The sequence below is a fragment of the Mycolicibacter heraklionensis genome (genome assembly GCF_019645815.1).
In the GTDB taxonomy this organism is placed as follows: domain Bacteria; phylum Actinomycetota; class Actinomycetes; order Mycobacteriales; family Mycobacteriaceae; genus Mycobacterium; species Mycobacterium heraklionense.
This window is the reverse complement of sequence record NZ_CP080997.1, coordinates 1,483,881-1,505,526: the sequence shown is the minus strand read 5'-3', so window position 1 is coordinate 1,505,526 and position 21,646 is coordinate 1,483,881. Positions and strand designations below refer to the sequence as shown.

Sequence of the window (21,646 nt, the reverse complement as noted above, 5' to 3'; positions counted from 1 at the left end):
GCGAGAGCGGCTATCCCAACACCGTGTGCATCAGCATCACGTCGTAGGCGTTCCACAGCGACAGCGTGAAGTACACGTCCTTGCCCGTCGACCAGGGGTGCACGTAGGGCGCGTAGATGCCGCCGGGAATCTGGCCGGTGGGGATCAGCGTCTGTTCGGCGCTCCACGGCCCCTGCGGAGTGGGAGCGGTGCGGGCCACCACGTCATTGCCGCCGTTGCCGTAGAGCGCCAGATACTGCCGCAGGTAGGTGTTGTACTGCACCGACATCTCACCGACCGGGCCGGGGATCACCGGCGTGGCCGCCGCCGGGTTGCTCGGCACCCAAGATCCGCTGTCCCCATTCCAGTACTGGTAGGTCGTGAGGTCGGGAATGGTGCGCTCGGGCACCCGCGACAGGTACGCCGAACCGGCGCGACCCGCGGGGGTTCCATAGGAGTACAGGTAGCCGTCGTTACCCCGCAGGAACGCACCCTGCTGGAACTTCTCGTTACCGGGGACGAAGCGCGCCCGGGGCACGTTCTCCTGCGACGTCGAACGCACTGTCCCCGGATAGACGCCCCAGGTTTCCCCGTTGTCGTTGGAGACCGCGATCGCCGAGTAGTTGGTGGACCATTCGCCGTCACGGCCCCACTGCTTGACCGACATGAAGTTCATGTACTGGTTGCCGGCGATCCCGATGGCGGCGGTGGGGATCATGCTCTCCTGGGCTGGCGCCAGTTGCACGGCGGGCAGGATCTGCTTGGAGAAATTCGCTTGCCGCAGCGGCGAACCCGAGTACTTGTTGCCGACCGCTCCGGGACTCACGGTGATGCCGTCGGCCAGGTTGTTGTCCTGGCTGCGCAGCAGCACGTTGTGCCGCCACTGTTTGCCCTGGATGCGGCAGTAGCCGAAGGTGTCGCCGAACGCCATGAGTATCTGACGGTTGGCGGGATCTCCGTTGTCCCATGGGATTCCGAGGTCGGTACCGGAGATGCCGAAGCGTTGCAGGGTTTGGTTGGGGCTGTTGGGCCCGGTCACCCACTCCACCAGCGAGGTCTGGGCTCCGGCGATGGCTCCTGCGGCGTCTTCGGTCGAGATTCCCTGATCTGCACCGGCATTCGGAACGGGCTGGACCGGTTGGGCGACGTTCGGCACGGCTTGGCCACCGGGATACGGGGCCGGCGGCACTACCGCGGCCTGCTGCTTGATGGTGCCGTTGGGGTTGATCAGCGCAGCGATCAGCGGTCCCAGTTTGGGCAGCGGCGCTTGATCATTGGTGCCACGGGGCCGACGCCCGGTCGGCAGCTGCCCGGCTCCGGTGGTCGGTGAGCCCGGCGGCGGGTCGATGTTGGCTTCGGGGGCGTTGCAGGTCGCCGCCGTCGCCGGCGGCGCGAACTCGGTGGCGGCAACCAGCCCAAGTACGACGGCCGGCACCATTGCCGCCGAGACGATTCGACGCGTCGCCGACATGTCACACCTTTCCCCGGACCCGCTCCCGGGCCTCACACCACTGTGACGATAGTGATTTCTGGGACTTCTGTGACCTCCGGAGAACGATAGAGACGCTTCCGTGACGGTGTCGCAACCCGCGGATTGCCCGCTCAGCCGGCCCGGTTGACCTCGGCGACCACGTCGGACACGCTGCGCAATTGGCCCAGGTCGGAGCTGGTCGGGATCAGATGGACCTCGTCGGTGCCCACCGCCGCAAACTGGCGCAGCACCTCGGCCAACTCGTCCTCACTGCCGGCCCAGCCCGTCGTCGGCGCCATCGCCTCCACGTACTCGGCGGGAATCCAGTTCATGTAGCGCAGCAGGTGCCGGCGCACCTGGTCGCGGGCTTCGTCGCGGTCACCCAACGCGAACCAGAACGACGTCGCCAGATACGGCTGGGCCCGGCCCGCCTGCCGCCAGGCGTCGCGGGCGACGTCGAACAGCTCGTTCTGTTTGGCGACGTCGAGGTCCATGGTGATGCCGGCCAGGCCTTCGGCCCAGGTCGCCGCGCTGCGCAAGGTCTTGGGGCCGATGGTCCCGACCACCAGCGGCGGCCCGCCGGGTTGGGTGGGCGCCGGCCCGACCGGCAGCACCGACTCGGTGAGCTTCTCCCCCGCCCAGACCCGCCGCATGATCGCCACCGCCGCGGCCATCTCGCCCATGGTCTGCGTGGCCTGATCGGCTCCGACCGCGCGGTAGTCCTCGACCCGGCCGCCGACGCCCAGCCCGACGGTGAGTCGGCCCTGGCTGAGCAGGTCCGCAGTGGCGAGCGCTTTGGCAAGCATGACGGGGTCGTGCAGTTGCGGAACGATCACCGTGGTCACCAGACGCACCCGCTCGGTCCATGCCGACAGCGCACCCAGCAGGGTCAGGCTGTCGGGGTTGGTGAAGGCGATCCGCTCGCCCCAACACAACGACGAGAACGGCCCGTCGTCGACGGCGCGCGCCCAGTCCCGCAGCAGCGTTGCGTCCAGGTCGGACTCCATCACCGGCATGGTCATTCCCACCTGCATGACCGCGATTGTGGCACGGGCGGCGTGCGCGGCCGACACTTGAAGGGATGAGCATTTCTTTCAACCACACGATCGTGGCCGCACACGACAAGCATGCCTCGGCGGCGTTTCTGGCCGAACTGTTCGGTCTGCCCGCGCCGCAGCCGTTCGGCCACTTCCAAGTCGTCGCGCTCGACCACCAGGCCAGCCTCGACTACGCCGACGTTCCCGCCGGCGAGGAGATCCGGCCGCAGCACTATGCGTTTCTGGTCTCCGAGTCCGACTTCGACGCGATCTACGCCAAGATCTCCGGGCGCGGGCTGGCGCACTGGGCAGATCCGCGGGGTGAGCGCCCGGGCGAGATCAACCACAACGATGGTGGGCGCGGGGTGTATTTCCGTGATCCCGACGGCCACTACCTGGAGATCCTCACCCGGCCGTACGGCTCGGGTTCGTAGCTCGGGCGCGGTTCTCAGCTGCCGTGACCGCGCTGGCGTTCCTGGGTGCGGTAGTCGGTGGCCAGTTCGGCGACGTGCGCCGGCAGATCGCCCGACGCCACGTCGGCCAGGCTGGTCTGCTCGAGCACCGAGCGCATGCTGGCCCGCAATGCCCGCCACACGTCGGTCAACGCGGCCGTCGGGCCGGCGTAGGGCAGATCGCCCATGCCGATGTCCCGCACACTGGCCAGCGGGCCGTCGATGCAACGCAACACGTCGGCGACGCTGATCGCGGTGGCCGCCCTGGCCAGCTCGTAGCCGCCGTCGCGGCCGCGCTGGCTGCGCACCAGTCGGTCGGTGCGCAGATCGGACAGGATGTCGACGAGGAACTGCGCCGGAATGCCCTGCGCGGCCGCTATTTCGTCGGTCTTGACCAAGGCGCCGGGCTCGGCGGTGGCCAGGTGGACCATCGCTCGCACCGCGTACTCCGCCTTGGCCGACATGCGCATTGCGAGCATTCTTCCATCTGGCGGGTCAGCTGATCGCTGCGAGCACCTCTTGCGCGTATTCGGGGCGGCACACCACCAGGTCGGGCAGCAATGGGTCCGCCCGGTTGTAGACCAGCGGTGAACCGTCGATGCGCGAGGTGTGCAGGCCTGCGGCCCGGGCCACCGCCACCGGGGCCGCCGAGTCCCACTCGTACTGCCCGCCGGCGTGCACGTAGACGTCGGTGGTGCCCGCCACGACGGAGGCCACCTTCACTCCGGCCGAGCCCATCGGCACCAGCACGCCGTCCAGTCGCTCGCGAACCGCTTCGGCGATCGCGGGCGGACGGCTGCGTGACACCGCGATACGGGGCGCCCCCTGGTATGCGGGCGGGGCGGGAACCGTCGGGGTGGCCAGCGTGCTGTCCCGCGCGGGCAGCGCCACCGCCCCGGCGGACAACTCGCCGGCTTGCCACAGCGCCACGTGCACGGCCCAGTCGTCGCGGCCGAGTTCGCTGAACTCCCGGGTGCCGTCCAGCGGGTCGACGATCCACACCCGCTCGGCGGCCAGGCGGACCGGGTTGTCGGCGCCCTCCTCGGACAGCACCGCGTCGTCGGGCCGCTCACTGGCCAGTGCGGCCATCAGGAAGTCGTGCGAACGCTGGTCGCCGGCCGCCTTCCGTTCCGCCTCTGTCGCGTCGGCCAGTTCCTCGCGGACACGCAGCAGCAGCCGGCCCGCCTCGGCGGCCAGGTGCGCGGCCAGCTGGTGATCGTTCACTTGCGGTCGTCGATCGCCGCGATGACCTGGCGGGCCTGCTCGTCGACGCTGTTCTGCGAGCTCAACCGCACGTCGGGGTTCCGCGGCCGCTGATACGGGCTGTCGATACCGGTGAAGTGCGTGATCAGTCCCGCGCGCGCCTTCGCGTAGAGCCCCTTGGGGTCACGCTGCTCGCACTCCTCCAACGAGGTGTCGCAGAACACCTCGACGAAGTCGAACCCGGCGTCGGTGTGCACCTGGCGGGCCAGCTGGCGATGCTCGATCAGCGGGCTGATCGCCGGCACCAACACGATCTGGCCGGAGTCGGCCAGCAAGGTGGCCACGTGCGCCAGCCGCCGCAGATTCTCGGCACGGTCGGCCATCGAGAAGCCCAGGTCGGCATTGAGGCCGTGCCGCAGGTTGTCGCCGTCGAGAACGTAAGCCGGCGTGCCCCTTTCGAGCAACAGCTGTTCGACACGCATCGCCACCGACGACTTGCCCGCGCCGGACAGGCCGGTCAGCCACACGGTGCGGCCCTTGGACAACCGGTCGGTCGCGGTGACCAGCGACTCATGCCGCACCGTGTTGGGGCTCGACACGCGCGGCGAGACGTCGCGCAGCACCATGCCGGCGGCCACGGTCCCGTTGGTCGCCTGATCGATCAGGATGAACGAGCCGGTGGCGTCGTTGCGGGTGAACTCGTCGAGCATCAGCGGCACCTGCGAGCGCAGCGAGACGCGGCCGAGCTCGTTGAGCTTCAACGTGTTCGCCTCTTTGTCGCGGTGCAAGGTATTGACGTCGAGGCGGTAGTCCAGCGCCATCACCTTCACCCGGGTGGTCCGGGTGGTGTGCTTGATGATGTAGTCGTTGCCCGGCTGCAGCGTCGCACCGTCGGCCATCCAACACACGGTGGCGTCGAAGTCCTGGACCACGCGCGGCTGGTTGTTGGTGCGGGCGATCATGTCGCCACGGGAGATGTCGATGTCGTCGGTGAGGCTCACCGAGACGGCCATCGGCGGAAACGCTTCGGCCACTGTGCCGTTGGGACCCTCGATCGCGGCGATCCGGCTCGGCTTGCCCGAGGGCAGCACCACGACGTCGTCGCCGGGACGCAGCACACCACTGGCCACCGTGCCGGCGTAGCTACGGTGATCGGCGTGCTCGTGGGTCTGCGGGCGGATCACGTACTGCACCGGGAACCGCACGTCGACCAGGTTGCGGTCACCGGCGATGTAGACCTCTTCCAGATGCGACAGCAGCGCCGGACCGTCGTAGAAGGGCGTCTTGTCGGACTTGGTCACCACGTTGTCGCCGAGCAGCGCCGAGATCGGGATGGTCGTCACGTCGTGCACGTCCAGGCGGGTGGCGAACGAGTGGAAGTCGTCGCGGATCGCTTCGAACTTCTCGGCGTCCCAGTCGATCAGATCCATCTTGTTGACCGCCAACACAATGTGACGGATCCCCAGCAGCGACGCCAGGAAGGTGTGCCGGCGGGACTGCTCCTGCAGCCCGTGCCGCGCGTCGACCAGCACGATCGCCAGCTGGGCGGTCGAGGCTCCGGTCACCATGTTGCGGGTGTACTGGATGTGCCCCGGGGTGTCGGCGATGATGAATTTCCGCTTGGGCGTTGCGAAGTAGCGGTAAGCGACATCGATCGTGATGCCCTGCTCGCGCTCGGCGCGCAGACCGTCGGTCACCAGTGCCAGGTCGGTGTAGTCGTGACCGCGCTCCCGGGAGGTGCGCTCGACCGAGGCCAGCTGGTCCTCCATGACGGCCTTGGAATCGAACAGCAGCCGTCCGATCAGCGTGGACTTGCCGTCGTCGACCGATCCGGCCGTGGCGATACGAAGCAGCGTGGTTGCCGCACCCATCAGAAATACCCCTGCCTCTTGCGGTCTTCCATGCCTGCTTCGGAGATCCGGTCGTCGGCGCGAGTCGCCCCGCGCTCAGTCAGCCGGGACACTGCGGTCTCGTCGATCACCTCGTCGACGGTGGCCGCCGTGGATTCCACGCAGCCCGTGCAGGTGACGTCGCCGACGGTGCGGAACCGGACCGATGTCTCGAACACCTCTTCCCCGTCGACGGGGCGCAGGAACTCATGGTCGGCCAGCAGCATGCCGTCACGCCGGAACACCTTGCGCTGGTGCGCGAAATAGATTGACGGCAGCGCGATTTCCTCGGCGCCGATGTAGGACCAGATGTCGAACTCAGTCCAGTTCGACAGCGGGAACGCCCTGATGTGTTCGCCGGCCCGATGCCGCCCGTTGTAGAGGTTCCACAGCTCGGGCCGTTGGGCCTTGGGGTCCCACTGGCCGAACTCGTCACGGAAGCTGAACACCCGCTCCTTGGCGCGAGCCTTCTCCTCGTCGCGGCGGGCACCGCCGAACGCGGCGTCGAACTTGTTCTCGCGGATCGCCCGCAGCAACGTGACGGTCTGCAGCGGGTTGCGCGACGGCCCGTCGTCGACCACCCGTCCGGCGTCGATGTCGTCTTGCACCGAGGCGACCACCAGCCGGACTCCGGTCTGGGCGACCAGCTCGTCGCGGGCGGCGATGACCTCGTCGAAGTTGTGGCCGGTGTCGACATGCATCACCGGGAACGGCAGCCGGCCCGGCGCGAACGCCTTGACGGCCAGATGCAGCATGACGATGGAGTCCTTGCCGCCCGAGAACAGCAGCACCGGACGCTCGAACTCCGCCGCCACCTCCCGAATGATGTGGATGGCCTCGGCCTCCAGGGTGCGCAGATGCGTGAGCTGATAGTGCCCGGCCGTAGAGGCCTCGGGGGGCGCAGTGACGTTACTGGTCATGACTTCCTTGCCAGGGATACCCGATAATCTTGGTGAGACTTACCATATTTGTTGGTTATGGCTGGCTATGCAACCAGCCGCACTGTGTTGCTGTCAATGTGATCTATGCGCCCCCGCGCCTACCCCTGCACCTACCCCTGCGCGAGCGTGCGTAGTAAGAGAGCTATGGCGCGTGTCGTTGAAAGTCTGGATGTAGAAGACGTCCTCCTGCTGTCGTTGACGGGCTTGGTGTCCCAAAACAGCGAGGAGGACGTCGTGGTTCAGGGTAGTGGATTGTCGCGTGGTGATCGGCGCCGCAATGCCAGGTTGGCGCGGTTGCGGGAGCTGGTGCCGGTAGGTCACGCGATCGTGGCGATTGATTTGGCGGATCGCAAGCAGGCGGTGGCGGTGTGTAACCATGATTCGCAGGTGCTGGCCCGGAAGACGGTTCGGGAGCGGGCCTGGGACATGGGGCCGGTACTGGACTGGGCGTTGGGCGCTGCGCGCAAGGCGGGGTTCGCCGGTGTGACGGTGGCGTGTGAGCCGACGGGACATCGTTGGATGGTGCTCAATCAGCTTGCGAGCGAACGCGATATGACGCTGGTGTGTGTCAACCCGATGCTTGTGGGCAAGGCTCGGGAAGCCGAGGATTACACCCGAGATAAAAGCGATGACAAGGACGCGATGCTGATCGCGCGGCTGACCGCCCAGCTGCACTGCTATGTGCCGGAGCGTGCTGATGAGACCTGGGCACGGCTGCGTCAGCAGGGGGCGCGGCGCAGCCGGTTGGTCACCGAATCCACCGCCTGCATGCAGCAAATACGTGATTTGCTGGAGTGCGCATGGCCCGGGGTGTTGGAGGCTGCTGCATCGCCGTTTGAGTCGGTCAACTGGTGTGCTGCGGTGGCGGTAGCACTGGAGCGTTGCGCGGGTCGGCCGGAGCGGTTGGCTCGATGGGGTCTGCCGCGGTTTGAAGCCGCGGTACGCCGTGAGCTGCCGCGTTGGGGCGGCAAGCGGTGCCGCCGATCGATCATCGAGGCGGTGTTCGTCGCTCTGGTTGACCGCCGAGGGGTGCTGGCTCAGCGCCCCGGCATGCTCGAGCGTGCCCGGTGGGTGCTCGGGGACTGGCGTGCGGCCACCGCACGGTTGACCCAGGTGCAGGCTTGCATGGTCGCCGTCCTCGATGAGCTGGACCTGACCGCCTATGTCACCAGCATTCCCGGACTCTCGACGGTCGGGGCGGCGGCCATCTTGGCCGAAACCGGTGACCCCACCCGTTTCGACAGCCCTCGTTCGCTGGTCAAGCACGCTGGACTGTGCCCGCGCGACAATGCCAGCGGTACGTTTGCGGGTCGTGCCCGAATCTCCCGGCGCGGTCGGCCCGGGCTGCGACTGGCTGCCTGGCGCGCGGTGTGGGGTGCCCTATTGCACAACCCGGTGATGGCCGAGCGCTACCGAAACCTGACCACTCGCGAGGCCAATCCGCTCTCAGATGGTCAGGCACGCGCTGCGCTGGCCGCGGCACTGCTGCGCTGGATCCATGTCGTCGTTACCAACCGGGTGCACTGGGATGCAGTCCGTGCCGGCGCGGAGGTGGTGCCACTGGCCGCCGCCTGACCATCACGATCCACCCGAATAACTCGGTTGGGGCCAAGCTCCACACGTGCATGAGGCAACCATTGGGTGACCTCGCCAGACACCCTGAGCAGGCCCCGCCCATCCTCACTGAACTCGGTTGAACGCAGTTGGGAACCAAACCCGTTTGACGAACTACGTAGAGACGAGGACAGGGCAGGCCCCCCAACCCCCTTGACAAAAACCACTTACGAAGGTGTCTGTACGCCGACACGCCGCTCAGGGACGTACATCTGCGCACCCTCGTCGGGGTCATTACCTCCCCGGCGAGGGGCCCAGGACGAGCAGCTACAGCGTGACCTCGTCAAGCTTGCCGGTCGCGACGTCGAAGACGAATCCGCGCAGGGACGTGGTCTGGGTGATGAACGGGCTGGCCTTGATCCGCCGCAGCGACTGCCGGACGTCCTCGACCGGGTCCGGGAACGCCTCGGCCGACCATGTCGGGCGGATACCGGTCTCTTCCAGGATGGAACGCTTGAAGTCGTCGTCGGTGAAGGTCAGCATCCCGCAGTCGGTGTGATGGATCAGGATGATCTCGCGGGTGCCCAACAGCCGTTGGCTGATCGCCAGGGAGCGGATCGCATCCTCGGAGATGACACCCCCCGCGTTGCGGATGGCATGCGCCTCTCCCTCGTTGAGGCCAAGCACCCGATAGACGTCCAGACGCGCGTCCATGCAGGCGACGATCGCGACGTGCTTGCTCGGCGGCATCGGCAGCGGACCGGTGAAGGTCTTCGCGTATTCGGCGTTGTTCGCCAGGTAGTCATCGGTGACGGTCACAGGTCTTCTCCTCTGTCGCGGTGCAGCGGAGCCTAGTGAACGAGCCCGCGGATTTCACGGGTAAAAATCACGCAAAATCGTCCTCTGTCGGCGCCCCACGCGCCGCGAGCGTGCGTAGATGTACAGATCTCCCCGGTGTGTCGCGGCCAGACACGCACGCTCGCGGGAGTGGGGCACCCTCTACCCTTTTGGCCATGACGCGGTTTCTGGCCGGCCGGGCGCTGAACTACCTGGTGCTGCTGGGCCTCGCCTCGTTTCTGACGTTCTGCCTGACGTCGTTGGCCTTCGCGCCGCTGGACAGCCTCATGCAGCGCAATCCGCGTCCGCCGCAGGCCGTGATCGACGCCAAGGCCACCGAACTGGGCCTGGACAAGCCGATTCCGCTGCGTTACGCGCACTGGGCCTCGCACGCGGTGCGCGGCGACTTCGGTGTCACCGTCACCGGTCAGCCGGTCTCCGGGGAACTGGGCCGGCGCGTCGGCGTCAGCCTGCGTCTGCTGGTCGTCGGTTCGCTGGCCGGCACCGCTATCGGCGTGGTGGCCGGGGCTTGGGGGGCGGTGCGCCAGTACCGGCTCTCCGACCGGGTCATCACCATGGCCGCGCTGCTGGTGTTGTCGGTACCGACCTTCGTGCTGGCCAACCTGGTGATCCTCAGCGCGCTGCGAGTGAACTGGGCGCTGGGCGCCCAACTGTTCGACTACACCGGCGAGACCTCCCCCGGGTTGGTCACCGGATTCTGGCCCGGGCTGGTCGACCGGCTGCAGCACCTGGTGCTGCCGTCGCTGACCCTGGCACTGGGTGCGGCCGCCAGCTTCAGCCGCTATCAGCGCAACGCGATGCTCGACGTGCTCGGCCAGGACTTCATCCGCACCGCACGGGCCAAGGGCCTGACCCGCCGGCGTGCCCTGTTCAAACACGGGTTGCGCACCGCGCTGATCCCGATGGCGACGCTGTTCGCCTACGGGGTGGCCGGCCTGGTCACCGGCGCGGTCTTCGTCGAGAAGATCTTCGGCTGGCACGGCATGGGCGAATGGGTGGTGCAGGGCGTGGCGACCCAGGACACCAACATCGTCGCGGCCATCACGGTGTTCTCCGGCGCGGTGGTGCTGCTGGCCGGGCTGCTCTCCGACGTCATCTACGCGATGCTCGACCCGCGGGTGCGGGTGTCATGAGTCCCGAGATCGAGTTCGCCTCGCGGCGCACCCTGGTGCTGCGCCGGTTCCTGCGCAGCCGCGGCGCGGTCGGCGCACTGGCGCTGCTGGCGGTGATGTTCGTCGGCTGCTACGCCTTGCCGGGCCTGCTGCCCTACTCCTACACCGACCTGGACTACGACGCGCTGCTGGTGCCGCCGGGCGCTCGACACTGGTTGGGCACCAACGCTTTAGGGCAAGACCTGCTGGCCCAGATCCTGCGCGGCATGCAGAAATCGATGCTGATCGGGGTGTGCGTGGCGCTGATCTCCACGGTGATCGCCGCGACCGTCGGTGCGATCTCGGGGTATTTCGGCGGATGGCGCGACCGGGTGCTGATGTGGCTGGTGGACCTGCTGCTGGTGGTGCCGGCGTTCATCCTGATCGCGATCATCACCCCACGCACCAAGAACAGCGGCAACATCGCGCTGCTGGTGCTGCTGCTGGCCGGGTTCAGCTGGATGGTCAGCGCCCGAATGGTGCGCGGCCTGACCATGAGCCTGCGGGAACGTGAATTCATCCGGGCCGCACGGTATATGGGCGTCTCCAGCCGGCGCATCATCATCGACCACGTGGTACCCAATGTGGCGTCCATCTTGATCATCGACACCGCGCTCAACGTCGCGGTGGCCATCCTGGCCGAGACCGGTTTGAGCTACCTGGGTTTCGGCATCCAGCCGCCCGATGTCTCGCTGGGCACCCTGATCGCCGACGGCACCGCCTCGGCCATCACCTTCCCGTGGGTGTTCCTGTTCCCGGCCGGGGTCCTGATCACGATCCTGGTCTGCGCCAACCTCGCCGGGGACGGTCTGCGTGACGCCCTGGATCCCGATGCCGCGACGCTGCGGGGACGCCGATGAGCACCTTGCTGGAAGTCTCCGATCTGGCCGTGACGTTCGGCGCCGGTCCCGACGCGGTGCGCGCCGTGCGCGGGGTCAGCTATCACGTCGACGCCGGCGAAGTGGTGGCGATGGTCGGCGAATCGGGCTCGGGGAAATCCGCGGCGGCGATGGCCGTGATGGGCTTGCTGCCCGAGCACGCGCAGGTGTCCGGTTCGGTACTGCTGCAGGGCACGCAGCTGATCGGGCTGGGAGACACCGCGATGTCGAAGTTCCGCGGCGCCTCGATCGGGATGGTGTTCCAGGATCCGATGTCGGCGCTGACACCGGTGTACACCGTGGGCGATCAGATCGCCGAGGCCATCGAGGTGCACCAGCCCCGGGTGGGCCGAGCCGCGGCGCGCCGACGGGCGGTCGAGCTGCTGGAGCTGGTCGGGATCAATCGGCCCGAGCAGCGGGCGCGGGCGTTTCCGCACGAGCTGTCCGGCGGGGAACGCCAACGGGTGGTGATCGCCATCGCGATCGCCTGCGACCCGGACCTGCTCATCTGCGACGAACCCACCACCGCGCTCGATGTCACCGTGCAGGCCCAGATCCTGGAAGTCCTCAAGACCGCGCGGGACGTGACCGGGGCCGGGGTTCTGATCATCACCCACGACCTCGGGGTGGTCGCCGAATTCGCCGACCGCGCCGTGGTGATGTACGCCGGCCGCGTGGTCGAAGCCGCACCGGTCGAGGCGTTGTACTCCGACCGGCGGATGCCCTACACCGTCGGACTGCTGGGATCGGTGCCCCGGCTGGACGCCCCGCAGGGCACTCGGTTGGTGCCGATCCCGGGCGCACCACCGTCCTTGACGGCCGGGATCGACGCGGGGTGTCCCTTCGCCCCGCGTTGCCCGTTGGCCGAAGACGACTGCCTGCTGAGCGAGCCGGAGCTGCTGGATCTCGGTGCCGGACATTCCGCCGCCTGCATCCACACCGACCAGGTGGAGGGCCGCAGCGCCGCCGACATCTACGGCGTGCGCACCGAAGTGGCGGCTGCGGTCACAGCGGAATCCCCCACCGTGCTGCGGGTTCGCAACCTGGTCAAGACCTATCCGCTGACCAAGGGCGTACTGCGCCGGCGCGCGGGTGAGGTGCGCGCCGTCGACGGGGTGAGCTTCGAGTTGCAGCAGGGCCGCACCTTGGGGATCGTCGGCGAATCCGGCTCGGGCAAATCCACCACCTTGCACCAGATCCTGGAGCTGACCGCACCGCAGTCCGGATCGATCGAAGTACTGGGCACCGACGTCGCGACGTTGAAGCGTGACGGCCGTCGCGCCCTGCGGCGTGACCTGCAGGTGGTGTTCCAGGATCCGGTCGCTTCACTGGATCCCCGGCTGCCGGTCTTCGAACTGCTGGCAGAACCCCTGCGCGCCAATGGCTCCGGCAAAGCCGCCATCCATGCCCGGGTCGCCGAGCTCCTGGAGTTGGTCGGACTGCGCCGCGGCGACGCACTGCGCTACCCCTCGGAGTTCTCCGGCGGACAGAAGCAGCGGATCGGCATCGCCCGGGCACTGGCGTTGCAGCCGAAGATTCTCGCGCTGGACGAGCCGGTGTCCGCGCTCGATGTGTCGATTCAGGCCGGCATCATCAACCTGCTGCTGGATCTGCAGCAGCAACTTGGGCTGTCCTACCTCTTTGTGTCGCATGACCTTTCGGTGGTCAAGCACCTGGCCCATCGGGTCGCGGTGATGTTCGCCGGGGCGATCGTCGAACAGGGCGAGGCCGATCAGGTCTTCAGCGACCCCCAACACGACTACACCCGGCGGCTGCTGGCCGCGGTGCCACACTTATGACTATGACGTTGACTCTGCGCTCACCACGCAGTTTTACGAGAAGAGTGCCTGGTGGACGCAGAGTCAACGGGGTGGTGGCCATCGTGTTGGCTGCCGGCCTGGCGTTGAGCGGTTGCACGGCAGTCGATATCACCGCGCCCGAGGGCACCGCCTCGGTCGGCACCGCCAGCGACGTCAACCCGCAGGACCCGGCGAGGTTGCGCGACGGCGGCAACCTCCGGCTCTCGATGACGCAGTTCCCGCCGAACTTCAACCCGCTGCACATCGACGGAAACCTGGCCGAGAACGCCGCCATGCTCAAGGCCACCATGCCGCGGGCCTTCACCATCGGAGCGGACGGCTCGGCGACGGTGGACACCGACTACTTCACCAGTGTGGAATTGACCGGCACCAACCCCCAGGTGGTCACCTACACCATCAACCCGAAAGCGGTGTGGAGCGACGGGACGCCGCTGAGCTGGAAAGACATCGCCAGCCAGATCCATGCCACCAGTGGCGCCGACGGCAGCTACGCGATCGCGACCACCAACGGCGCTGAGCGTGTCGCCTCGGTGACCCGCGGCGTCGACGACCGGCAGGCCGTGATGCGCTTCGCCAAGCCCTACGCGGAGTGGCGGGGCATGTTCGCGGGTAACTCGATGCTGTTGCCGGCCAGCATGACCGGCGACCCGACCACCTTCAACAAGGCTCAGCTGAGCAAGCCGGGCCCGTCGGCCGGGCCATTCGTGCTGTCGACCCTCGATCGCACCAGTCAGCGAATCACGTTGACCCGCAACCCCGCCTGGTGGGGCCGGACCCCGAAGCTCGACACCATCACCTACCTGGTGCTCGATGAGGCCGCCCGGATGCCTGCACTGCAGAACCACACCATCGACGCCACCGGGGTGGCCACCCTGGATCAGTTGACGATCGCGCGCCGCACCGAGGGCATCGCGATCCGGCGGGCGCCGACCCCGGCCTGGAACCACTTCACCTTCAACGGGGCACCGGGCGCGATTCTGTCCGACAAGGCGCTGCGGCTGGCGGTCATGCGCGGCATCGACCGGTCCACGATCGCCAAGGTCACCCAGCGCGGCCTGACCGCCGACCCGGTGCCGCTGAACAACCACATCTACGTGGCCGGCCAGGAGGGCTACCAGGACAACAGTGCGGTGGTGGCCTACGACCCCGAGCGCGCCGCACGCGAACTCGACGAACTCGGCTGGACACTGCACGGCAAGTTCCGGGAGAAGAACGGTCGCCCCCTGGTGATCCGCCACCTGTTCTACGACGCGTCGAGCACCCGCCAATTCGCCCAAGTGGCGCAGCACAACCTGGCCCAGATCGGGGTCAAGCTGCAGCTGGACGCCAAGGCCGGGGGCGGCTTCTTCACTGACTACGTCAATGTCGGCGACTTCGACATCGCCCAATTCAGTTGGGTCGGTGACGCGTTCCCACTGGCCGGGCTGAACCAGATCTCCGCCTCCTACGGGGAGGCCAACTTCGGCAAGATCGGCAGCCCGGCCATCGACGCCAAGATCGAGGAGACGCTGGAGGCGCTCGATCCGGTGGTGGCCCGGGCCCGGGCCAACGAGGTCGATTCCCTGCTCTGGGCCGAGGGTTTCAGCCTGCCGCTCATCCAGACCACTGGCAATGTGGCGGTGCGCAGTTCGCTGGCCAATTTCGGCGCGCCGGGGCTGGCCGACCTGGACTACACCGTGATCGGGTTCATGAAGGACTGACCGCCCTGCGTCGTACGAGCCAGATGTCGATCTGCCAGTTGGAGGAACTGTCAAGATCTTGTTGACGCGACCGAAGTCGTCAAGATATCCTTGACGTTATTGAGTTCGCCGAATCGGCTCGCAAGCACTACGCCGAGCATGAGATCTCCGATGCGGATGCCCTGCACGTCATTCGCAATCCCGTCAGGCTTATCGAGCAGGAGGGGGACTACGAGGGTCGCCTGCTGATTATCGGCGTCGACGCGGGCGTACGGCTGCTTGAGGTCGTGGTGGTCCCCGCCGACGACCCACAGCGGATCATCCACGTGAACGTGCTGCAACCGAAGAACTACGACTACCTGTGAGGTGATGACCATGGCGACAAAGGTCAACGAGACCACCGCCGCGGAGCAGTGGATCGACCAGCTGGACCCCGCAGACCCGTCGGTGAAGGTGCGCGCCGGGCGGTATCTGCGGCATGTCCGCGAGGCGGCTGAGGCAGCCGATGCTGCGACCGACGCTCTGCGTCGGGCGGTGGCGGAAGCGCGCGAAAACGGCGAGAGCTGGGGCACCATTGGCATGGTGTTAGGGGTGTCGCGGCAGGCAGTGCAGCAACGATTCCGCGATGTGTGAGGGTGGACCGCCCGGGCTAGCAGATTTCGATTACACCGCAATAGGTTTCATGAAAGAGTAATGACCGACCATCAGGTGGTGATCGTCGGCGCTGGCCCGACCGGCTTGATGCTGGCGGGCGAGCTGGCATTGGCCGGAATCGACGTCGGGATCGTCGAGCGCCGCGCCGGCCATGACCTGATAGGGTCGCGGGCGGGTGGTATCACCCCGCGCACCATCGAGATTCTCGACCAGCGCGGACTCGTCGACCGGTTCTTGGCGCAAGGGCGTATCGGCCAGATCTGCCATTTCGCGTGGATCATGCTGGACATCAGCGATTTGCCGACCCGGCACAACTACACGGTCGGACTTCCGCAGTACCGCGTTGAGCGCACCCTCGCCGACTGGGTCAACGAGCTGGGTGTGCGGATCTACCACGGCCGCGACGTGATCGGCTTCGCCCAGGATGACTGTGGCGTCGACGTCGAACTCTCCGACGGCACAACGCTGCGCGCCGCCTACCTGGTCGGGTGCGACGGCGGCCGCAGCGAGATTCGCAAGATGGCCGGAATCGCGTTTCCCGGTTGGGACCCGACGGCGATCTGCTTGATCACCGAGGGCGATCTGGCCGACGAGCCGCCGTGGGGCCTGCACCGCGACGACGTCGGCATCCATTCCTTCTTCCGCCTGGAGGCCGACGGTCCGGTACGGGTGATGGTGACTGCGCCGCAGCTAGAGTCCAGTGAAGATCCGACCCAGGACGATGTCAGTCAGGCCCTGATCTCGCGGCGCGGTACCGACTACGGGTTGCACAATGTCCGCTGGGTCCGCCGGTTCACCGACGTGACCAGGCAGGCCGAACGCTATCGGGACCGGCGCGTGTTGCTGGCAGGCGATGCCGCACACGTGCATTCGCCGGCGGGCGGGCAGGGCCTCAACACCGGTGTGCAAGATGCGGTGAACCTCGGATGGAAGCTGGCCCAGGTGCTCGCCGGGACCTCACCCGAGGGCCTGTTGGACACCTACCACGCCGAGCGTCATCCGGTCGGCGCCCGGGTGCTACACAACACCATGGCCCAGAGCACGCTGCTGGAGCCCGGACCCCGTGTCGACGCCTTGCGTGACACCATGGCCGAACTGCTGAGGCTCGATGAGCCGCGCCGGCGGGTCGCTGCGATGATGTGCGGGCTGGACATTCACTACGACCTCGGCGGCGGTCATCCGCTGGTGGGTCGACGGATGCCTGATCTGGAGGTGTCGACGCCGGCAGGCACCGTGGGTGTCTTCGGGCTGCTGCACGATGGTCGCGGTGCGCTGCTGAACTTCGGCGCCCCTTGGGATTTCGATATCAGCCCGTGGGCTGACCGGGTAGCGGAGCTCGATGCCGACTACGACGGCCCGTGGGAGCTGCCGGTTCTAGGTGTCGTAGCCGCGCCCGATGCGGTGCTAATCCGTCCGGATGGTCACGTCGCGTGGGTCGGCGACGGCACCCCGGAAGGGCTGGGTGCGGCGCTGAGCAGCTGGTTCGGCACCCGCTGACGCAGCACTGAATTGTGCAATGCCGTCGCTGAACCGATGATCGGGGAGGTTCTCGGCGCCGGGAAAGCGAGGTGCATCCCGTGATAGCACGATATCATTCTGACGTGGCTCAGATTCTGATCCGTCAGCTTGATGACGACGTCAAGCAAAAGCTGGTCCAGCGCGCCCGCCGACACGGCCGCAGTACCGAAGAGGAAGTTCGCGAGATCCTGCGCAACGCGGTCCGAGATGCCGACGTGACACCAGCTCGACTCGGCTCACAAATCTCAGCTCGGTTCGCCGGGATCGGCCTTCACGATGAGATCAGTGAGCTGCGCGGACATCCTGTGCGCCCGGCGGAGTTCGGCGACCTGTGATCCTGCTCGATACCAACGTAATCTCCGCGCTGATGCAACAGCGGCCGGACGACGCGGTGGTGCAATGGCTCGACGGCCTGCCCGCCGAGTCGATCTGGACGACATCCGTGACCGTTTTCGAGGTGTGGACCGGACTGGAACTACTCGAGCCAAGCCGGCGTCGTCGGCGCCTCGAGTTGGCGTTCGCGCAACTGCTCGCCGAGGACCTCGACGGTCGCGTGCAGACTTTCGATCAGCCGGCCGCGCTGGCGGCGGCTGGTCTTGCCGCACGTGGACGTCGTGAGGGGCACCCCGTCGAGGTACGCGACGTCCAGATCGCGGGAATCGCTGTCGCCAGGAAGGCGTCGCTTGCCACCCGTAATGTCCGGCACTTCCAAGACCTGGGAGCCGAGTTGATCAACCCGTGGTCAGGCGGGTAACAGGTCGAAGTCCCTAGGCGCTCAAATCGATGCGGTGAGCATCGGTGACACTGCGGTAGCGATCCGGGTCGCAGGTCAGCACGATCACCTGGCCGTGCAAACCGACCGCGTCGAACACCGCGCCCATCTTCTGCAGCCGATCGGGATCGGTGAAGCCGAGCGCGTCATCGATCACCACCGGGACGCTGTCCTCCTTGGCGACCAGCGCCGCCCCGGCCAGCCGGGTCAGGATGCCCAGCTGTTCCTTGGCGCCGCCGGACAGCGACTCGTAGGGCACGGTGCGACCACCGAGGGTGCGGGCGCAGATCTTCAGGTCGGTGTCGACGTCGACTTCGAAGTCGGCGCCGAACACGTGAGCGCCCAGCCGCTGGATCTCGGCACGGAACGGCTCGACGTAGCGCCGGCGGGTGTCGTCGCGGTGGCGGGTCATCGTCGACCGCAGCAGCGCCGCTGCGCGTGCCCGGCGCCCGATCCGATCGTGTTCGGCCGCAGTGTGTTCCCGCGCGCTCTGGGCGGCGTCGAGCTGACCCCGCCGACCCTGGGTGCCGAACACGGCGAGCTCGACCTCCACCTCGTGCAGCGCGCGGGAGGTCTCGGCGTGGCTGGCCCTTACGTCCTGAGCCGCGGTCTGCGCTGCCGCGAGTTCGGCGTCGATCGCGTCGGGGGCGGCGGCGCCCAGCTGTTCGGACAATTCGGTCACGCGCTGCTCGGCGGTGCGCAATGCCTGCGCGTTGGAGTCGGCGGTAGCCGCCAGCTCGTCATCGCTGACCGTTGCCCGCTGCGCGGCGAGACGCTGGTTGACCGCCTCCAGCTCACCGCGCTGCGCCGCCACCTTGTCGCGCAGCAGCATCAGCCGCGTGGCAGCGTCGCCGCGCAGGGCCGCGGCATCCTGGGCGGCGCGGCGCAGGGCTTCGCAGTGAGCGTCGGCCTGCGCCCGCAGCCCCTCTGCCTCATCACGGTCGGCGCGGGCCTGCGCCGGTGTGATCCGGGCGGGGATCTCGCCATGCTCGCCGCGCAGTCGCGTCAGCCGCGCCCGTAACGCCTCGATCTCCTCGGCACCGCGCAACGCTGCCAGGGCGGCGGCCAGCTGGTCGCGGCTGCCCTGCAGTTCCCGGCGCCGCTGGTCGGCGTGGCGCGCCTGTGCCAGATCAGCCACGCCTGCCGCCGCCAGGGCATCGGCAAGTTCGGCTTGTGCCGCAGCATGTTTCACGCTGGCCTCACGTGCACTGTCCCCCGGGCGGACACGCACCCGCAGCAAGCCGGGCACGTCGACCTCGATGCCGTCGGTGACGGTGGCGGACCAGCTCTGGCCGGCGGGCAGCGCGGCGGGCTCGCCGGCGATCACCAGATCGATGTCGCCGACCGCGGCGAGCTCGAGTGTCGCCGAGATCGCGGCCAGTGACGCCTCGGTCCGTTCGCAGGCCGCAGACGCCTGCTCGATCCGGCGCAGCATCGGCTCGGTCACCACGATCTGCGTCAGCTGTGCCGCCACCTCGGCGAGCTGGGCTTCGGTGGCGTCCAGCCGGGCGAGCCGGTCCGCGAGCCGATCAGCCTCGTCTCGCGCGGCGAGTTGATCCACGACGCGGCGCGCAGCTGCGGCACGTTCGGTGGCGCCGACCACGGCTTGTGCGGCGGTTGCCGCGGCGGCGTCTGCTGCGGCGGCGTCGGTATCAACAGTGGCTTGCGCCTGTGCCGCACCGTCGATCTCGGTGTCCAGCAGGCTGATCGCCGCCGCCCGAGATTCGAGCTCGTCGCGCTGCCGGTGCCGCTCGGCGTGGGCGCTGTCGGTCGCGGCGGCGGTGGCTTTGGCCGCGGTGGCCACCAACTGCGCATCGCGAAGCTGGCCGCGCAGCGCTGCGATCGCGGCGCCGGCAGCCTGCGCCGCACTGTGCCGGGCGTCCGCGGCGGCCTGCTCGTCGGCCAACCTCGCCAACTGCTCGGACAGCTCGGCGTGCCGGTGCACCCGGTCGTCCACTTCGGCGAACAGCTCGGCGCACCGCGCTACCTCGGCGTCGGCGTCAGCAAGTGCGGCAATGGCCTTGGCCCAGTCCCCGGTGGGACGCCCGGTCCCGGTGAAGTAGCGCGCGTACTCGGCATCGATGCGCTCGATGAGAAGAGGCTCGGTTCCGCTGAGGGTGGCGGTGTCGCCGGCGGCGACGTCCAGCGCCCGAGACAGCGCATCGCACCCGGACAAGTCCACCGCCGCGGTCGACGACACCTGCAGCACCCGCTGGGCCTGCCACAGGCCGGTGTCCATGGTCTGCTCCAGCATGGCGCGGACCCGGTCATGCGCCTCATCGCCGGTGAGCTGCTCGCGGCGCGGCTCCAGGATGGTCAGTTGCGTGCGGGGCGCCTTGTGGAAGCGTTTGTGGTAGACGAAACGGTAAGGGCCGGTGCTGATGTCCGCGGTGACCTCGGCACCGACGTCAGCGTAGGTGGGCTTGACCTGCTTGACGTCCTTCTTGGCGGAGCGGTCCTTGGACTCCAGCAACAGGTCCAGCGCCTCGATCATCGAGGACTTGCCGATCTCGTTGGCGCCGGAGACCACCACCACGCCGTGGTCGGGGAAATCGATCTCCCGATGCGCCACACCACGATAGTTGGTCAACACCAACCGGTGCAGTCTCATGCCACTCCCCGGTCCACCAGGCGCAGCAGCAGCGCCAGCGCGGCGTGGGCGTCGTCGGCGGCACCGGTGTCGGCATCGCGGGCGGCAGCGACCAGTTCCTCGACCGCATCGGCGGCGAACCCGCCGATTCCGAGGTCGGAGAACTCGCCGTCGGCGGGAACCACCACCAGGTGGGTATGACGTCTCCAGGTGCCCACCCAGGCGAACAGCCGCGAATACCGGTCCAGGCAGACGTCGAGGGCGGCCCGGTCGGTGACGCTGAGCGAACCCGTCAGTGCCAGCTGCACTACCGTGCGTTCCTTATCCGGCAGCTGGTCGAGGTTGATGTCCAGGTCGGTGACATCACGGCCATTGTCGAGCTGGCGGTGCAGCGTTAGGAAACGCCAACGGCCGACGTGGCGGGAGTCCACGCTCACGGCGCCGTCGGCCTCGTCGATGTCGACCAGCAGCACGTGGCCGGGGTCGGATTCGATGTCGTCGAAGTTGGTGACCTCCGGCGAACCGGAATACCAGATGCGGCCGGTCTCCCCGACCTGGGTGCGGGAGTGCTTGTCCCCCAAGGCGACGTAGTGGAGCGCGCCGCGAGACAGCGCGTCCTGCAGGCCGGCCAGCAGAATCAGCGCCGGGTTGCCCGGATCGGGATCCAGCGCGTCGACGCCGCCGTGGGCAACCAGGATCCGGATGGTGCCGTCGGCCGGCAGTTCCTCGAGCGCGGCCGCGGTCAGGTCGGTGGTGGGGCGCTTGGACCGCCACGGCGCGGCGACGATCTCCAGGCCGGGGCGCACCTGGTGCACACCCGCGGTGTCGAGCACCACCACGTTGTCGGGGCACTCGGCGGCGAACAACGCGCTGGTATACACCGACGCCGCGTCGAGCGGATCATGGTTTCCGGGTAGCAGATAGACCGGGATCCCGATGGTGCGCATGGCCTCCAAGGACTGACTGATGACCTCGGGGGCGAGCTGGTTGTCTTCGAACACATCTCCGGCGACGACCACGAATTCCGCGCCCGTCTCCTTCGCCAGTGCCCCCAGCCCGGCCACCGCGTCGCGCCGGGCCGCCGCGTAACGCGGCTGGGCGTCGCCGGCCAGGAAGTGCCGGGTCATGCCGAGCTGCCAATCGGCGGTGTGCACGAATCGCATGTCGGTCCTGTCCCTTTCCGCCGGGCCGTCGGCCGGG

General features: G+C 67.9%; 20 protein-coding genes. 11 read left to right on the top strand and 9 right to left on the bottom strand.

Features of this window, described 5'->3' with window-relative positions; genetic code table 11:
- Nucleotides 1-10: 10 nt before the first annotated feature.
- Together K3U94_RS07175 and K3U94_RS07170 are read right to left on the bottom strand one after the other, a co-directional pair.
- Complete coding sequence (locus tag K3U94_RS07175) at nucleotides 11-1,450, bottom strand: glycoside hydrolase family 183 protein (RefSeq protein WP_220696057.1); 1,440 nt, start codon at nucleotides 1,448-1,450, stop codon at nucleotides 11-13.
- Between the two features lie 131 nt (nucleotides 1,451-1,581).
- Entirely contained in the window at nucleotides 1,582-2,472 is an 891-nt protein-coding gene (locus K3U94_RS07170; RefSeq protein ID WP_220696712.1) for an LLM class flavin-dependent oxidoreductase, read from the bottom strand.
- A 59-nt stretch (nucleotides 2,473-2,531) separates the two neighbouring features.
- Between K3U94_RS07170 and K3U94_RS07165 the strand changes: the two genes are divergently transcribed.
- Nucleotides 2,532-2,921, top strand: a complete 390-nt coding sequence (locus K3U94_RS07165; protein WP_220696056.1) for a VOC family protein — start codon at nucleotides 2,532-2,534, stop codon at nucleotides 2,919-2,921.
- A 14-nt stretch (nucleotides 2,922-2,935) separates the two neighbouring features.
- Here the strand turns inward: K3U94_RS07165 and K3U94_RS07160 are convergent, their stop codons facing one another.
- The 4 genes from K3U94_RS07160 to cysD are packed head-to-tail and all read right to left on the bottom strand — an operon-like array spanning nucleotide 2,936 to nucleotide 6,951.
- Nucleotides 2,936-3,409 carry an Rrf2 family transcriptional regulator gene (locus tag K3U94_RS07160; protein ID WP_220696055.1) on the bottom strand — a complete coding sequence of 158 codons (474 nt, stop codon included), beginning with the start codon at nucleotides 3,407-3,409 and terminating at the stop codon, nucleotides 2,936-2,938.
- A 25-nt stretch (nucleotides 3,410-3,434) separates the two neighbouring features.
- The gene (locus K3U94_RS07155; RefSeq protein ID WP_220696054.1) at nucleotides 3,435-4,163 is read right to left on the bottom strand and encodes a 3'(2'),5'-bisphosphate nucleotidase CysQ; all 729 of its coding nucleotides are present in this window, start codon (nucleotides 4,161-4,163) and stop codon (nucleotides 3,435-3,437) included.
- The gene (gene cysN / locus K3U94_RS07150) at nucleotides 4,160-6,013 is read right to left on the bottom strand and encodes a sulfate adenylyltransferase subunit CysN (protein ID WP_220696053.1); all 1,854 of its coding nucleotides are present in this window, start codon (nucleotides 6,011-6,013) and stop codon (nucleotides 4,160-4,162) included. The genes K3U94_RS07155 and cysN overlap by 4 nt, the downstream gene beginning before the upstream one ends.
- The gene (gene cysD / locus K3U94_RS07145) at nucleotides 6,013-6,951 is read right to left on the bottom strand and encodes a sulfate adenylyltransferase subunit CysD (protein ID WP_230987487.1); all 939 of its coding nucleotides are present in this window, start codon (nucleotides 6,949-6,951) and stop codon (nucleotides 6,013-6,015) included. Before cysD ends, cysN begins: the two co-directional genes overlap by 1 nt.
- A 255-nt stretch (nucleotides 6,952-7,206) precedes the next feature.
- Between cysD and K3U94_RS07140 the strand changes: the two genes are divergently transcribed.
- Entirely contained in the window at nucleotides 7,207-8,547 is a 1,341-nt protein-coding gene (locus K3U94_RS07140; RefSeq protein ID WP_157864287.1) for an IS110 family RNA-guided transposase, read from the top strand.
- Between the two features lie 306 nt (nucleotides 8,548-8,853).
- Here the strand turns inward: K3U94_RS07140 and K3U94_RS07135 are convergent, their stop codons facing one another.
- Nucleotides 8,854-9,345: a beta-class carbonic anhydrase gene (locus K3U94_RS07135; protein WP_024442311.1), complete on the bottom strand. Its 492-nt coding sequence runs from the start codon at nucleotides 9,343-9,345 to the stop codon at nucleotides 8,854-8,856.
- A gap of 194 nt (nucleotides 9,346-9,539) precedes the next feature.
- Here K3U94_RS07135 and oppB point away from each other — a divergent pair, with 194 nt between their 5' ends.
- The 9 genes from oppB to K3U94_RS07090 all read left to right on the top strand — a co-directional run bounded on the left by oppB (nucleotide 9,540) and on the right by K3U94_RS07090 (nucleotide 17,838).
- Entirely contained in the window at nucleotides 9,540-10,517 is a 978-nt protein-coding gene (gene oppB, locus K3U94_RS07130; protein ID WP_220696052.1) for an oligopeptide ABC transporter permease OppB, read from the top strand.
- The gene (gene oppC, locus K3U94_RS07125) at nucleotides 10,514-11,395 is read left to right on the top strand and encodes an oligopeptide ABC transporter permease OppC (RefSeq protein ID WP_220696051.1); all 882 of its coding nucleotides are present in this window, start codon (nucleotides 10,514-10,516) and stop codon (nucleotides 11,393-11,395) included. Before oppB ends, oppC begins: the two co-directional genes overlap by 4 nt.
- Nucleotides 11,392-13,212, top strand: coding sequence for an oligopeptide ABC transporter ATP-binding protein OppD (gene oppD, locus K3U94_RS07120; protein ID WP_220696050.1), 1,821 nt, complete (start codon nucleotides 11,392-11,394; stop codon nucleotides 13,210-13,212). The genes oppC and oppD overlap by 4 nt, the downstream gene beginning before the upstream one ends.
- 2 nt (nucleotides 13,213-13,214) lie before the next feature.
- Complete coding sequence (gene oppA / locus K3U94_RS07115; RefSeq protein WP_230987485.1) at nucleotides 13,215-14,933, top strand: oligopeptide ABC transporter substrate-binding protein OppA; 1,719 nt, start codon at nucleotides 13,215-13,217, stop codon at nucleotides 14,931-14,933.
- Nucleotides 14,934-15,019: 86 nt separating this feature from the next.
- Nucleotides 15,020-15,277 (top strand): DUF4258 domain-containing protein, encoded by a 258-nt coding sequence (locus tag K3U94_RS24350; RefSeq protein ID WP_350355356.1) that lies wholly within the window; start codon nucleotides 15,020-15,022, stop codon nucleotides 15,275-15,277.
- A 10-nt stretch (nucleotides 15,278-15,287) separates the two neighbouring features.
- Nucleotides 15,288-15,545 carry a hypothetical protein gene (locus K3U94_RS07105; RefSeq protein WP_220696047.1) on the top strand — a complete coding sequence of 86 codons (258 nt, stop codon included), beginning with the start codon at nucleotides 15,288-15,290 and terminating at the stop codon, nucleotides 15,543-15,545.
- Nucleotides 15,546-15,605: 60 nt separating this feature from the next.
- Nucleotides 15,606-17,063 carry an FAD-dependent monooxygenase gene (locus K3U94_RS07100; RefSeq protein ID WP_220696046.1) on the top strand — a complete coding sequence of 486 codons (1,458 nt, stop codon included), beginning with the start codon at nucleotides 15,606-15,608 and terminating at the stop codon, nucleotides 17,061-17,063.
- Between the two features lie 104 nt (nucleotides 17,064-17,167).
- On the top strand, nucleotides 17,168-17,419 hold the full coding sequence (locus K3U94_RS07095) for a FitA-like ribbon-helix-helix domain-containing protein (protein WP_220696045.1): 252 nt from the start codon (nucleotides 17,168-17,170) through the stop codon (nucleotides 17,417-17,419).
- Nucleotides 17,416-17,838 carry a type II toxin-antitoxin system VapC family toxin gene (locus K3U94_RS07090; RefSeq protein WP_220696044.1) on the top strand — a complete coding sequence of 141 codons (423 nt, stop codon included), beginning with the start codon at nucleotides 17,416-17,418 and terminating at the stop codon, nucleotides 17,836-17,838. Before K3U94_RS07095 ends, K3U94_RS07090 begins: the two co-directional genes overlap by 4 nt.
- 13 nt (nucleotides 17,839-17,851) lie before the next feature.
- Here K3U94_RS07090 and K3U94_RS07085 read toward each other — a convergent pair whose 3' ends face one another.
- Nucleotides 17,852-20,467, bottom strand: a complete 2,616-nt coding sequence (locus K3U94_RS07085; RefSeq protein WP_220696043.1) for an AAA family ATPase — start codon at nucleotides 20,465-20,467, stop codon at nucleotides 17,852-17,854.
- Nucleotides 20,464-21,609, bottom strand: a complete 1,146-nt coding sequence (locus K3U94_RS07080) for a metallophosphoesterase family protein (protein ID WP_220696042.1) — start codon at nucleotides 21,607-21,609, stop codon at nucleotides 20,464-20,466. Before K3U94_RS07080 ends, K3U94_RS07085 begins: the two co-directional genes overlap by 4 nt.
- Nucleotides 21,610-21,646 lie beyond the last annotated feature (37 nt).